The organism is Pantoea sp. JKS000250 (assembly GCF_003201065.1).
Classification (GTDB): domain Bacteria; phylum Pseudomonadota; class Gammaproteobacteria; order Enterobacterales; family Enterobacteriaceae; genus Pantoea; species Pantoea vagans.
The window spans coordinates 2,526,487-2,539,745 of record NZ_QICZ01000001.1 but is presented as its reverse complement, the minus strand read 5'-3'; the positions used below and the strand labels follow the sequence as shown (position 1 = coordinate 2,539,745).

General features: G+C 56.9%; 11 protein-coding genes. 4 read left to right on the top strand and 7 right to left on the bottom strand.

All coding sequences use genetic code 11. The features are described from left to right. Positions 1 to 182: 182 nt before the first annotated feature. Positions 183 to 1,484: a glutamate/aspartate:proton symporter GltP gene (gene gltP / locus BY447_RS12065; RefSeq protein ID WP_013359809.1), complete on the bottom strand. Its 1,302-nt coding sequence runs from the start codon at positions 1,482 to 1,484 to the stop codon at positions 183 to 185. A gap of 585 nt (positions 1,485 to 2,069) precedes the next feature. On the opposite strand from gltP, the gene acs reads away from it, so the two are divergent. The 3 genes from acs to BY447_RS12050 all read left to right on the top strand — a co-directional run bounded on the left by acs (position 2,070) and on the right by BY447_RS12050 (position 6,147). Next, a complete protein-coding gene (gene acs, locus BY447_RS12060; RefSeq protein WP_095706360.1) occupies positions 2,070 to 4,025 on the top strand; it encodes an acetate--CoA ligase in 1,956 nt (651 codons plus the stop codon). Between the two features lie 140 nt (positions 4,026 to 4,165). Then, positions 4,166 to 4,495 carry a DUF485 domain-containing protein gene (locus tag BY447_RS12055; protein ID WP_013359807.1) on the top strand — a complete coding sequence of 110 codons (330 nt, stop codon included), beginning with the start codon at positions 4,166 to 4,168 and terminating at the stop codon, positions 4,493 to 4,495. Beyond that, positions 4,492 to 6,147: a cation acetate symporter gene (locus BY447_RS12050; RefSeq protein ID WP_013359806.1), complete on the top strand. Its 1,656-nt coding sequence runs from the start codon at positions 4,492 to 4,494 to the stop codon at positions 6,145 to 6,147. Before BY447_RS12055 ends, BY447_RS12050 begins: the two co-directional genes overlap by 4 nt. Before the next feature lie 81 nt (positions 6,148 to 6,228). Here the strand turns inward: BY447_RS12050 and BY447_RS12045 are convergent, their stop codons facing one another. From BY447_RS12045 to BY447_RS12035, 3 genes are all read right to left on the bottom strand, one after another. Then, complete coding sequence (locus BY447_RS12045; RefSeq protein ID WP_013359805.1) at positions 6,229 to 6,774, bottom strand: YfaZ family outer membrane protein; 546 nt, start codon at positions 6,772 to 6,774, stop codon at positions 6,229 to 6,231. 140 nt (positions 6,775 to 6,914) lie between these two features. Continuing rightward, positions 6,915 to 7,610, bottom strand: coding sequence for an LrgB family protein (locus tag BY447_RS12040; RefSeq protein WP_110331202.1), 696 nt, complete (start codon positions 7,608 to 7,610; stop codon positions 6,915 to 6,917). Then, positions 7,603 to 8,028, bottom strand: a complete 426-nt coding sequence (locus BY447_RS12035) for a CidA/LrgA family protein (protein ID WP_013359803.1) — start codon at positions 8,026 to 8,028, stop codon at positions 7,603 to 7,605. The genes BY447_RS12040 and BY447_RS12035 overlap by 8 nt, the downstream gene beginning before the upstream one ends. Positions 8,029 to 8,131: 103 nt before the next feature. On the opposite strand from BY447_RS12035, the gene BY447_RS12030 reads away from it, so the two are divergent. Continuing rightward, complete coding sequence (locus BY447_RS12030; protein WP_013359802.1) at positions 8,132 to 9,034, top strand: LysR family transcriptional regulator; 903 nt, start codon at positions 8,132 to 8,134, stop codon at positions 9,032 to 9,034. Positions 9,035 to 9,079: 45 nt separating this feature from the next. Here BY447_RS12030 and BY447_RS12025 read toward each other — a convergent pair whose 3' ends face one another. The 3 genes from BY447_RS12025 to BY447_RS12015 all read right to left on the bottom strand — a co-directional run bounded on the left by BY447_RS12025 (position 9,080) and on the right by BY447_RS12015 (position 13,249). Next, positions 9,080 to 10,729: a Na+/H+ antiporter gene (locus BY447_RS12025; RefSeq protein WP_013359801.1), complete on the bottom strand. Its 1,650-nt coding sequence runs from the start codon at positions 10,727 to 10,729 to the stop codon at positions 9,080 to 9,082. A 145-nt stretch (positions 10,730 to 10,874) separates the two neighbouring features. After that, complete coding sequence (locus BY447_RS12020; RefSeq protein WP_110331201.1) at positions 10,875 to 12,224, bottom strand: NCS2 family permease; 1,350 nt, start codon at positions 12,222 to 12,224, stop codon at positions 10,875 to 10,877. A gap of 359 nt (positions 12,225 to 12,583) precedes the next feature. Continuing rightward, positions 12,584 to 13,249: a glutathione S-transferase family protein gene (locus BY447_RS12015; RefSeq protein WP_095706362.1), complete on the bottom strand. Its 666-nt coding sequence runs from the start codon at positions 13,247 to 13,249 to the stop codon at positions 12,584 to 12,586. Between the last annotated feature and the right edge of the window lie 10 nt (positions 13,250 to 13,259).

The window sequence follows — 13,259 nt, the reverse complement described above, 5'->3', positions numbered from 1 at the left end:
GTAACCGGCGGCCGAGGCCCAGGGACGGGTTTATGCCGACTTTACGCAGCCTGCCTTTGTGCCCGACTGAACGGCACAAAGGCTGATCTTTCATTTCTGCTTTATTGACCAGGTAAGAACTAAGCCGCACAAACAAAAAGGGCCCAACTTTCGTTGAGCCCTTTTTTACGTTAGCGCTGTTCTCAGCTTGCCGTCTGCGTCCGCAGCTGCAGCTCATACGCTTTCGCCTGTTCGGCGTCGAACTGGTTTTCCCAGCGGGCAATCACCAGCACTGCCAGCGCGTTACCGACCACATTCAGCGCGGTACGCGCCATGTCCATGATGCGGTCAACACCGGCGATAAACGCCAGACCTTCCAGCGGAATGCCGACGCTGCCCAGCGTAGCCAGCAGCACCACGAAGGATACGCCTGGCACGCCAGCGATCCCTTTCGAGGTCACCATCAGCGTCAGAACCAGCACAATCTCATCAGTCAGCGACAGGTCAATGCCGTACAGCTGCGCAATAAAGATCGCCGCGATGCTCTGATACAGCGTTGAACCATCCAGGTTAAATGAATAACCGGTCGGCACCACGAAGCTGGTGATCGCTTTCGGCGCGCCGTAAGCTTCCATCTTCTCCATGATGCGAGGCAACACGGTTTCCGAGCTGGACGTGGAGTAAGAGAGAATCAGCTCATCTTTCAGGATGCGCATCAGCGTGGTAATGCGCAGCTTACAGAAGCGCGCTACCCCGCCCAGCACCACAAAGGCGAAGAACAGAATCGCCGCATAAACCAGCAGCACCAGCTTAGCCAGCGGCCACAGCGAGGCAAAACCGAAGTTAGCAATCGTCACCGCGATCAGCGCAAACACACCGACCGGCGCATAACGCATGATCATGTGCGTCACTTTAAACATCGCTTCAGAGATACCACGGAACAGGTTCACCAGCGGATCGCGCTGTTCTGACGGCAGTGACGACAGGCCTAAGCCAAACAGCACCGAGAAGAAGATAATCGGCAGCATGTCGCCCTTCGCCATAGAGGCGAAAATATTCTGCGGGATCAGCGACAGAATGGTGGTCACCAGGCTGTGCGGACCGCCCTGTACCTCTGCCGTTGTGGCTTCATATTTAGAGATGTCCACCGTTGCCAGCGTTGACATATCAATGCCGGTGCCGGGTTGAAATACGTTGGCCAGCGTAATACCGACCACAATGGCAATGGTGGTGATCACTTCAAAGTAGAGAATCGTTTTGACGCCGATGCGTCCCAGCTTCTTTGCATCACCCACGCCAGCGATGCCGACAATCAGGGATGAAATCACAATCGGTACCACAATCATCTTGATAAGATGAATAAAGATATCGCCAGCAGGACTGAGAATGTTGGTGACTAACCATTCACGATTGTCTGGCTGATTATGCAACACAGCACCCACAACGATGCCGAGCACCAGGGCTGTCAGAATCTGCCAGGCCAGGCTGATTTTAAAACCTTTCATAACGCGTAATTTCCTCAGTCAAAACCCGTTTCTCTCTACTGCGAAGGTGCAGAAGACAATACACACAGGGAGTGAGCAAAAAGCCCGGTAAATTAGAGGGTGTTTAGAAACAGCGCCTCGTATGAAAATCTGATGATTCCCATACCCATTTTCAGACGCGGTCTGAGTTGATACCTGCAGAACAGGGGCGAGATAAGTACCATTTTCACTGTGGTAAATGCAACCCCTGGCGAATCCGATTAAAAGTTAGCCACCTGAGTAGCATAAAGTGCTGCCGGAAGTAAAAATCCCTAACCTGCTGTTATGAAAAGTAATACTTAGATGAATTTCCGCATAGCTATGCAGAGTGGGTTAAAAACGCGTCCGGCGCGTTTGCTTGCTTTTTATCCAGTCTAATCCCGGATGACACCGCTTCTTAATTCCCCCTCGCCGCCAGAGAGTTAACCGGAAATATCAGAACGGCTTCACGCTTCTCCCGAAGAGGTTTATCTCGTGATCTGTGGCGCAAAAAAGAAACAAAGCTATGGCGCAGGCTTCAATTAACCATTGATTGACATATCATTAACATCTTCAAGGAGATCCGCCATGAGCCAAATACATAAACATCCCGTTCCAGAGAACATTGCAGCAAACACCCTGATTACGGCTGAACAGTACCAGGCGATGTATCAGCAATCTGTCGACGATCCAGACAGTTTCTGGGGCGAACAGGGCAAAATCCTTGACTGGATTAAACCTTACAGCAAGGTGAAAAATTGCTCGTTTGCGCCAGGTAACATTAACATTCGCTGGTACGAAGATGGCACGCTCAACCTGGCGGCAAACTGCCTTGACCGTCATTTAGCGACGCGCGGCGATCACCCGGCGATTATCTGGGAAGGCGACGACGCCAGCGAAAGCAAAACCCTGACCTTCCGCCAGCTGCATGCTGAAGTCTGTCGCTTCGCCAATGTGCTTGAGTTGCTGGAAGTGAAAAAAGGCGACGTGGTGGCGATCTACATGCCGATGGTGCCGGAAGCGGCGGTGGCGATGCTGGCCTGTGCGCGTATCGGTGCCGTTCACTCCGTGATCTTTGGCGGCTTTTCACCGGAAGCAGTCGCTGGCCGCATCGTCGACTCCAGCGCCTCGCTGGTGATTACCGCCGATGAAGGGATCCGCGCCGGTCGCAGTATTCCGCTGAAGAAAAATGTCGATGACGCGTTAAAAAATCCGAATGTCACCAGCGTGAAAAACGTGGTGGTGTTCCAGCGCACCGGCAAAGATGTAGGCTGGGTTGAAGGCCGAGATCGGTGGTGGCATGACCTGATGCGGGACGCGAGCACCAACCACTCTGCAGCCGAAGTTGGCGCGGAAGATCCGCTGTTTATCCTTTATACCTCTGGCTCTACCGGCAAACCCAAAGGCGTGCTGCATACCACCGGCGGTTATCTGGTCTATGCCGCCACCACCTTTAAGTTCGTCTTTGATTATCATCAGGATGACATTTACTGGTGTACCGCCGATGTCGGCTGGGTAACAGGACACAGCTATCTGATTTATGGCCCGCTAGCGTGCGGTGCCACCACGCTGATGTTTGAAGGGGTGCCGAACTGGCCAACGCCGAGCCGTATGGCGGAAGTGGTCGATAAACATAAAGTCACCCTGCTCTACACCGCACCCACCGCCATCCGTGCACTGATGGCCGAAGGAGACAAGGCCATTGAAGGTACCGATCGCAGCAGCCTGCGCATTATGGGATCGGTCGGTGAGCCCATTAACCCGGAAGCCTGGGAGTGGTACTACAAAAAAATCGGCAACAGCCGCTGTCCGATAGTGGATACCTGGTGGCAGACCGAAACCGGGGGCTTCATGATCACGCCATTGCCGGGTGCGACCGAACTGAAAGCAGGTTCCGCCACCCGACCCTTCTTTGGCGTGCAACCGGCGCTGGTGGATAACGAAGGTCAGCCCCAGGAAGGTGCCTGTGAAGGCAATCTGGTGATCACCGAGTCCTGGCCAGGACAGGCGCGCACCCTCTTTGGCGATCATGACCGTTTCGAGCAGACCTACTTCTCCACCTTTAAAAACGTCTACTTCAGTGGTGACGGTGCCCGTCGCGATGAAGATGGCTACTACTGGATCACCGGACGTGTCGACGACGTGCTCAACGTCTCCGGTCACCGTCTTGGCACTGCCGAGATTGAATCGGCGCTGGTGTCGCATCCTAAAATTGCCGAAGCGGCCGTGGTCGGGATTCCGCACAGCATTAAAGGTCAGGCGATTTACGCCTATATCACGCTGAATCACGGCGAAGAGCCGTCGCCAGAGCTGTACACCGAAGTGCGTCAGTGGGTCCGCAAAGAGATTGGCCCGCTCGCCACGCCGGATGTACTGCACTGGACCGACTCACTGCCGAAAACCCGCTCCGGCAAAATCATGCGCCGTATTCTGCGCAAAATTGCCACCGGCGATACCAGTAACCTGGGTGACACTTCTACCCTCGCCGATCCTGGCGTTGTCGAAAAACTGCTTGAGGAGAAACAGTCGATCAAAATGCCTTAAGCGCACGCTGTCCGGCGGGAAGATCGCTTCCCGCCACACCCGCCCTACGCAGTCTGTTTCGCTAGTCACAAAAATTATAACCAGCTGAATCCGCGCCCTGTCGTGAGGTTCTCGCCTGCAAGCCCTCTGGAGAAAATGTGATGAATGACGCCCTTTCGAATCAGGATGCAATCAATCAGCAGATTGAACGTAATCCCCGTTTTCATGAGTTAGTCCGTAAGCGCCAGGCGTTCGCGACGCTGCTGTCGCTGATCATGCTGGTGCTCTATGTCGGCTTTATCCTGCTGATTGCATTTGCCCCCGGCTGGCTCGGCACGCCGCTGCATGCCGGTACCAACGTCACGCGCGGTATCCCGATTGGTGTCGGGCTGATTGTGATGTCGTTTGTGCTGACCGGCGTCTATGTCTGGCGCGCCAACGGTGAGTTTGACCGTTTAACCAAAGCGATCCTCAGCGAGGTGAAATCATGACCCGTCTCACCTTATGGCTGCTGGCCTTAATGTTGCCGTTTTCAGCGCTGGCCGCCGATGCGATCACCGGTGCGGTGCAGCGCCAGGCGACTAACTATCAGGCGATTATCATGTTTACGATTTTCGTCGGTGCCACCCTGGGGATTACTTACTGGGCGTCAAAGCGAACCCGTTCGCGTAATGACTACTACACCGCAGGCGGCAATATCACCGGCTTCCAGAATGGCCTGGCGATGGCGGGTGACTTCATGTCAGCGGCCTCGTTCCTGGGCATTTCGGCGCTGGTTTACACCTCCGGCTATGACGGGCTGATCTACTCGCTCGGCTTCCTGGTCGGCTGGCCGATGATTCTGTTTTTAATCGCCGAGCGGCTGCGCAACCTGGGTCGCTATACCTTTGCCGATGTCGCCTCCTATCGTCTGAAGCAGATGCCGATCCGTACGCTGTCAGCCTGCGGTTCGCTGGTGGTGGTGGCGCTCTACCTGATCGCCCAGATGGTGGGAGCCGGTAAACTGATCCAGCTGCTGTTTGGTCTTAACTATCATGTGGCGGTGGTTCTGGTCGGCATTCTGATGGTGATGTATGTGCTGTTTGGCGGCATGCTGGCGACCACCTGGGTGCAGATTATCAAAGCGGTGCTGCTGCTGTTTGGTGCATCCTTTATGGCCATAATGGTGATGAAAGCGGCCAACTTCAGCTTTAACACACTGTTCACCGAGGCGATGGCGGTCCATCCCAAAGGGATCGCGATCATGCAGCCTGGCGGGCTGGTCAAAGATCCTATCTCGGCGCTGTCGCTGGGGCTGGGGTTGATGTTTGGTACGGCCGGATTGCCGCATATTCTGATGCGCTTCTTCACCGTCGCGGATGCCAAAGAGGCGCGCAAAAGCGTCTTCTGGGCCACCGGCTTTATGGGCTACTTCTACTTCCTGACCTTTATTATCGGCTTCGGAGCGATTCTGCTGGTGGGTGCGAACCCGGCCTTCAAAGATGCAAGCGGCGCGCTGATTGGTGGCACCAATATGGCGGCAGTGCATCTGGCTAACGCGGTCGGCGGCAGCACCTTCCTGGGCTTTATCTCTGCGGTGGCCTTCGCCACGATTCTGGCGGTAGTCGCAGGCTTAACCCTGGCGGGTGCGTCAGCGGTGTCGCATGACCTCTACGCCAGCGTCTATCGTAAAGGCAAGGCGAGCGAGAAAGATGAGCTGCGGGTTTCCAAAATTACCGTGCTGGCGCTGGGCGTGGTGGCGATTGCGCTGGGAATACTGTTTGAGAAGCAGAATATCGCTTTTATGGTCGGGCTGGCCTTCTCGATTGCGGCCAGCTGTAACTTCCCGATCATCCTGCTCTCGATGTACTGGTCAAAACTCACTACGCGTGGCGCGATGGTGGGCGGCTGGCTCGGTCTGCTGACCGCGGTTATCCTGATGATCCTCGGCCCGACCGTGTGGGTACAGGTGCTGGGCAACGCCACGCCGATTTTCCCGTATGAGTATCCGGCGTTGTTCTCGATGGTGGTGGCCTTTGTCAGTATCTGGCTCTTCTCGATTACCGACCATTCGCAGCAGGGCGCAGAGGAGCGTTCACGCTTCCGCGCACAATTTATTCGTTCGCAGACCGGTACCGGCATTGAACAGGGCAAAGCGCACTGATCGCCATTTTCATTCCTGACGATCGGACAATAAAAAAGGGCGGCTACCTGGGTAGTCGCCCTTTTCTTTCACGCAGCAGAATCAGAAGCGCAGTGATGCACCCACGTACGGGCCATCGACCAGCACGTTATCTTTGCGTCCATCTTTGTTGTTCAGTTCGATGTACTGATAACCCACACGCAGGTTAAGCAGTGAAACCGGCGTGAAGCTCAGGCCGCCAGCGGCTTCCTGATAGCTGTCGAGCTGATCGGTGAACGACTCTGGCGCATAATAATATTCGCCATACAGGCCCCACATGCTGTTCAGGCTGTAGTGCGCTGCACCACCCACCGCCACCGCAAACCCATCTTTTCCATCTTCAGGATGGGTGAAGATCGCTTTTGCGGTCGGCGCCAGACGCAGCGGCCCGAAGTCAACGTTGTAGCCCAGACCGGCACCGTAGGTGCTGCCGTCATGGTCGCTACGCAGCCAGTTACCTTTCAGAAACAGACCGGGTGTAGTGGTGCCCAGACCCAGATTCAGGTTGGTGTTGTGTTCGCTGACATCAACACTCCCTTCAATCGCCTGAGCGGCACCACTCAGTAAAACCAGCCCGAGGGCGCTCCCGGTAACAAGTTGCTTAAACATGATTCCACTCCGTGAAGGACAATTAATTCGGCCGCAAGGTTAACAGCCTGAAACGGGGAGACAACAAAATCCGGGAAACTTTACGTAAAAATACGTGTCGCGTTCAGAATTACAGCTGTCCCTGCGCAACGCAGTGTAGACTATATTGTCCACATCAGGTGTCCAATCACCGGAGCCAGTATCACGGTCACGACGCCCGAGAGCATCATGACCAGGCTGGCGACGACGCCCTCCTGCTGCCCAAGCTGATAAGCGCGAGCTGTGCCGGCACCGTGTGACGCAGCCCCAAACCCGGCCCCTTTCGCCACCCCCTGCTTAATCGCGATGCGCAGAAACAGCACGTCACCCACCGCCATGCCAAACACGCCGGTAATGACCACAAACAGCGCCACCAGATCGGGCTGACCGCCAATCGGTCCGGCTGCGGCCAGCGCAAACGGCGTAGTAATGGATCGCACCGCCAGACTACGCTGGATCGACTCCGGCAGCGTCAGCAGCCGCGCCAGCCAGACCGAACTGCAGACGGCGACCAGCGTGGCGGTCAGAACACCCGCGCTCAGTGACAGCCAGTGGCGTTTTATAATCTCCACGTTCTCATAGACCGGCACCGCAAACGCCAGCGTCGCCGGGCCCAGCAGCCAGAGCAGCCAGTGGTTTTCTGCAATGTAATCCTGCCAGCTGATGTGGGTCAGCAGCAGTAGTGCCACCAGCACCAGCGGCGTCATCACCAGCGGCATTAACAGCAGCGTCCGCCAGCGGCGGTAAAGCCGTTTATTCAGCGCATACACCAGCAGCGTAACCACCACACACAGCAGGCTGAGCAGAAAATCACGCATGAGGATCCTGCTTACGCGCGGCGCGCGCGACTTCATAGTGATAAAGCCGATCCACCACCCAGGCGGTGGAGGCCAGCACCAGCAGCGTGCTGACGCCGATCACCACGCAGATGCGCCAGCCATCGACCCGCAGCAGATCGCCATAATTTACCACCGCCACCACCGCCGGAATAAAGAACAGCAGCATCTCGGCCAGTAGCCAGCGCGATCCGGCTTTTACCCAGTTCAGCGGCACAACCCGCGTCACGATTAACGCCAGCAGCAATAGCATCCCGACAATGTTGGCGGGCAGCGGCAGATGTAGCCAGCTCACCAGCCGGTCACAGGCGACAAACAGGCCGATATAGAAACCCAGCTGCAGCGGCAGGCTGATCCACTGCATGGCGCGGTTGCTGCGTAAAGTGAGTGCTGACGCCATCACCTTGTCTCCCCGATTAAATTGATGTCACCAGTATAAAACGCCAGCACAAGGTGAAAAAAATGAATTAAAATTATCGCAATCATGCCTTAAAGGAATAGTTATGGATGTCCGCGCCCTGCGTTACTTTACTGAAGTGGTCCGCCAGCAGAGCTTTACCCGTGCGGCGCAAAAGCTGTTTGTCACCCAGCCGACCATCAGCAAAATGCTGCGTCAGCTGGAGGAGGAGCTGGGCTGCACGCTGATCCTGCGAGATGGCCGTCGTCTGCACCTTACCGACAGCGGCCAGGCAGTTTATCAGCGCGGTCTGGCGATCCTGCAGGAGTTTCATCAGCTGGAGGCGGAGATTGGTGACATCAACCAGCTCAAAACCGGCGAGCTGCGGCTCGGTATTCCGCCGATGGTGGGTATGCAGATAGCGGGATCGATTTCCGCCTTTCGCCGTCGCTATCCCGGTGTGAAGCTGAAAATTTCAGAGTTCGGCGGCCTGACCGTACAGCAGGCGGTGCTGGCGGGCAGTCTGGATATTGCCCTGACTGCGTTGCCGGTTGACCCTGAGCTGCCGCTGAACACGCTGCCCCTGATGCATCATCCGCTCTGCGTGCTGTTGCCGCGCCGCCCGGAGTGGCTCAGCCGCCAGCAGGTAGGACTGGCAGAGCTGGCAGAGCATCCCTTACTTATTTTCAATGAGGAATTCTCGCTGAATCGCCAGCTGATGCAGGCGTTTCAGCGGCTTAACCTGACGCCAACGGTGGCGGTGCGCAGCGGTCAGTGGGATTTTCTGGCGGCAATGGTGCAGGCGGAGATGGGGCTGGCGATTCTGCCGGAGCCGATCTGTCAGCGTCTGGATAAGCAGTCATTATTGTGGCTGCCGCTGGAGTCGGAACTGAAGTGGAGTCTGGGATTGATCTGGCGGGAAGGGAGTTATCTGTCGCGCAGTGCGCAGGCGTGGATCAACTGTTGTCGCGAGCACTGGCCGGATGAACCGCCGCGCCTGTCGGTATGAAAAGCTGGCACGCCTGCATGAATGTGCAGGCGTGCAGGTCAGGGCTTACTCTTCTTTTTCGATCAGCAGTGCTTCCAGCAGATCCAGGTCGTGCAGTAACGTCTGCATCGTCTCATTGGAGATCTGCTGGGTGGCGCGCAGATGATAGACCTCTGCGCGTTCGGCACGCAGCCCGGTCAGGCGGAAGCGACGCTCAAGGTTCTCAGCGTAAAGCGCATGCTCAAGATCATTCTTCCCTTCAGCGCGACGGCGTAAGTTGCCAATCACGCGCAGACTGACCTCTTTCAGCAGTTCCGGATCGATGTTCTCTTCCGACTCATTCTCCAGCCGATCTTCCATCTTATGCAGGCTTTCAATGGCGGCACCCGCCATCACCGCACGGGCATTCTGCAGCTCACGGCGATGGGCACCTTTATCGATGCTATCAATGCCGCGCAGCAGAATCGGCAGGATCACGACCCCTACCAGCAATGAGACCAGAATCACGCCGGTGGCGATAAACACCAGCTCATAGCGCGCCGGGAAGGGATCACCCGTGGTGAGATACAGTGGAATCGACAGCACACCCGCCAGGGTAATCGCCCCGCGCACCCCGGCAAACGTGGCGATCAGCAGCTCACGCAGCGAGTAGTTCGCGAACTCCAGCGGCTTCTTCTTCAACAGGCGTTTGCTCAGACGCTGCATGATCCACAGCCAGCCAAAACGTACCAGCATCAGCGCGGCATAGACCAGCCCGATATCGGCGAACAACATCCACAGCTCGACGTTGGTGTCGGCCTGCGCCTGGTCGATAGAGGTCTGCAGAATGTCCGGCAGCTGCAGGCCCAGCATCAGGAAGACCATGCCGTTGAAGATGAATTCCAGCATCTGCCAGACGCTGTTAGCACGCAGGCGCATCGCCAGCGGTGCCTGACGAATAATACCGGAACGGGTAATAGTCATACCGGCAGCCACGGCCGCCAGGATGCCTGAGACACCCAGATGTTCGGCAATCAGGTAAGAAGCGAACGGCAGCAGCAGCAGTAGCACGGTCTGGGTCGCCGGGTCATCCCCGCTCCAGCGGCTGAACAGGCGCAGTGATTTCCCGTATAGCCAGCAGATGGCCACACCGGCAATCAGGCCGCCAATGGCGACTTTCATGAACTCAACGCTGGCTCCGCCCCAGGTAAACACCATGGTGCCCATGGCCACGGCCACGGCAAACTTCAGTGATACCAGGCCCGATGCATCGTTCATCAGGGCTTCACCCTGCACGATCGACATAATCTTCTTGGGAATGCGGCCTTCACCGACAATGCCGGAGAGCGCCACGGCATCGGTCGGCGAGAGCACCGCCGCCAGCGCAAAGGCCGGGATCAAAGGGATACCCGGCACCATCCAGTAGATCAGATAGCCGATACCGATCACGGTAATCAGCACCAGCGCCAGTGCTAAGCCGATGATCTCGCGACCATGATGCAGGAACTCACTGATCGGCGTTTTCCAGCCATCTGCGAACAGCAGCGGCGGGATGAACAGCACCAGAAACAGCTCCGGATCAAAGTCGACATGCAGACCAAACGTGGGCCAGGCCAGCATCGCACCTACGGCGATCTGCACCAGCGGCAACGGGATCTGAAAAGGGAGAATGCGGGCCGCGACGCCAGAGAGCGACACGACCAGCGTCATGATGAGAATAGTAAAAAAGATTTCCATGCTTTCCTTAGGCGTCGTTTCTTTCAATCATTGGTTAAGCGCTAAAGTGTAAAACAAACGGCGGTGAAGGTTGTCAGCTACGCGTGCGCCGGGTGGGAAAAAAGTGAAAAATTCCGGGCGCGCAGTCGCACACCCGGTTATACAGTCAGATCGCCCAGCCACCGGCGTAAAACGCCACCAGCACGACGGCAATGATCACGGTGCCGACGTTGAGCTTACGCCATTCACCGGCGAACAGACGCCCCACTACCAGGCTGGCGAAACCGATCATGATGCCGGTCACTATGTTGCAGGTAAGCACGATGATCACCGCCGTTAGCAGGCCCGACATCGCATCGACAAAATCACCGAAGTCGACTTTCGCCACGTTACTGAGCATCAACAGACCGACATACATGAGTGCAGGCGCAGTCGCGTAAGCGGGAACCAGATAAGCCAGCGGCGACATAAACAGGATGGCGAGGAACAGCAGGCCCACCACAATCGCGGTAAGGCCGGTCTTACCGCCCGCCGCCGTTCCTGCCGCCGATTCGATATAGACCGCCGCCGGTGATGCGCCTACCAGACCTGCGAACAGGCTGCTGACGGAGTCGCTGGTCAGCGCACGACCGCCATTGATAATCTGGCCCTGTTTATCCAGCAGGTTAGCCTGCCCTGCGACCGCGCGGATGGTGCCGGTGGCGTCAAAGACTGCCGTCATCACCAGTGCCAGCACGCTGGGCAGCACCACAGGCTGCATCGCGCCCATGATGTCGAGGCTGAACAGCAGCGACTGACCGCTGGCGTCACGCAGGCTCGGCAGGGCAAACAGTCCCTGCCAGGTCACCGACGGGTCAAAGATCAGGCCGAGCAGCGAAATAGCGATAATGGTCAGCAGGATGCCGCCCGGTACCCGGCGCTTCTCCAGTCCGATAATCGCGGCCAGTCCCAGCAGCGTCATCATCACCGGGAAAGTGGTGAAGTGACCCAGCGCTACCGGCAGGCCCGGAGCCGGGTTTTTTACCACCAGACCCACGCCATCAGCGGCGATGAGCAGCAAAAACAGGCCAATCCCGACGCCGGTGCCGTGCGCCACGCCCATCGGCAGGTTACGCAAAATCCAGGCACGAATGCCGGTCACGGAGATCAGCGTAAACAGCAGGCCCATCAGGAACACTGCGCCCAGCGCCACCGGCACGCTGATATGCTGACCCAGCACCAGACTAAAAGCGGTAAAGGCGGTTAAGGAGATGGCACAGCCAATCGCCATCGGCAGGTTGGCCCACAGTCCCATAAGGATGGAACCAAAGCTGGCGACCAGACAGGTGGCGACAAACACGGCGGAGGGGGAGAAACCGGCTTTGCCCAGCATTCCCGGTACCACGATGACGGAGTAAACCATCGCCAGGAAGGTGGTGAGTCCGGCCAGAATTTCCTGATGAACGCTGCTTCCGCGCACCGAGATCGAGAACCAGGCGTCCAGTTTTCCACTGGCCGGGCGTGATTCAGTTGACATAGTTGAGCCTCAAAAATTTTTGTTGTGTGGATCGCTCTGCGACCATCGCTGTCCCTGGAATAAGCGGGTAAACGACGTCACTGTCGGGATTAACCCGCCAGGCAAACGTTTACCTTGCCGCAGATAATTAGCCGTCAAAAGCGGCCAGATAAAAAGGCATGCGATTATCCGGCGTTTAGCGCCACGTTTTCAACTCTAAGAGGGAGATTCTTTGGCATAAAGATTGGGCGTAACAGGCTGGCCGACACCCGGCGGAAGCCAGTCTGAAACGCTGAGGCCATAAACTTAATGTCATATAAAGAGAGGATTTACACCGGCGCAGCGGTGATCGTACAGCACGCGCCGGTGGAGAGAGACGATTAACCTGGCAGCGAAAGCTCGCCGCCCTGCGCAATCGCGCGTTGCCAGGCGGCGCGCTGCTGCACCGTCTGCAACCATTTCCCGGTGGCGGGCATCTGATCGAGTCCGGCACGGCGCGCCAGTGCCAGCAGCGGAAAGCTCATCTGGATATCCGCAATGGTGAAACGCTCACCGGCAAACCAGGGATGCGTCGCCAGATGCTGTTCGATCATCTGCCTGTGCGGCTTAAGCTGTTTATCCAGGAAAGCCTTCTGCACCCCTTTGCCAAATGCCGCGCCGACCGGACGCAGCAGCCACGGCACCGGCGCTTTGCCCATCTGCCCGAAGATCAGCTTCATTACCAGCAGCGGCATCAGTGAGCCTTCAGCATAGTGCAGCCAGTAGCGGCACTGTAACCGTGACGCCTCATCACTCACTTTCAGCCGGAATTCGCGATCATATTTCTCTTCAAGGTATTCGAGAATAGCACCCGATTCAGCTACCACCTGGTTTCCGTCAGTAATGACCGGCGATTTTCCCAGTGGATGCACTTTTTTTAGTGCCTCCGGGGCCAGCATGGTGGGTTCGCGTTGATAGTGTTTAATCTGGTACGGCACTTCCAGCTCTTCCAGCAGCCACAGCACCCGATGCGAGCGCGATTTTTCAAGATGGTGAACGGTGATCATCATGATTCCC

Coding starts and splice junctions, on each gene's coding strand:
- gltP (WP_013359809.1), bottom strand. CDS start 1,484: ATGAAAGGTTTTAAAATCAGCCTGGCCTGGCAGATTCTGACAGCCCTG.
- acs (WP_095706360.1), top strand. CDS start 2,070: ATGAGCCAAATACATAAACATCCCGTTCCAGAGAACATTGCAGCAAAC.
- BY447_RS12055 (WP_013359807.1), top strand. CDS start 4,166: ATGAATGACGCCCTTTCGAATCAGGATGCAATCAATCAGCAGATTGAA.
- BY447_RS12050 (WP_013359806.1), top strand. CDS start 4,492: ATGACCCGTCTCACCTTATGGCTGCTGGCCTTAATGTTGCCGTTTTCA.
- BY447_RS12045 (WP_013359805.1), bottom strand. CDS start 6,774: ATGTTTAAGCAACTTGTTACCGGGAGCGCCCTCGGGCTGGTTTTACTG.
- BY447_RS12040 (WP_110331202.1), bottom strand. CDS start 7,610: ATGCGTGATTTTCTGCTCAGCCTGCTGTGTGTGGTGGTTACGCTGCTG.
- BY447_RS12035 (WP_013359803.1), bottom strand. CDS start 8,028: ATGGCGTCAGCACTCACTTTACGCAGCAACCGCGCCATGCAGTGGATC.
- BY447_RS12030 (WP_013359802.1), top strand. CDS start 8,132: ATGGATGTCCGCGCCCTGCGTTACTTTACTGAAGTGGTCCGCCAGCAG.
- BY447_RS12025 (WP_013359801.1), bottom strand. CDS start 10,729: ATGGAAATCTTTTTTACTATTCTCATCATGACGCTGGTCGTGTCGCTC.
- BY447_RS12020 (WP_110331201.1), bottom strand. CDS start 12,224: ATGTCAACTGAATCACGCCCGGCCAGTGGAAAACTGGACGCCTGGTTC.
- BY447_RS12015 (WP_095706362.1), bottom strand. CDS start 13,249: ATGATCACCGTTCACCATCTTGAAAAATCGCGCTCGCATCGGGTGCTG.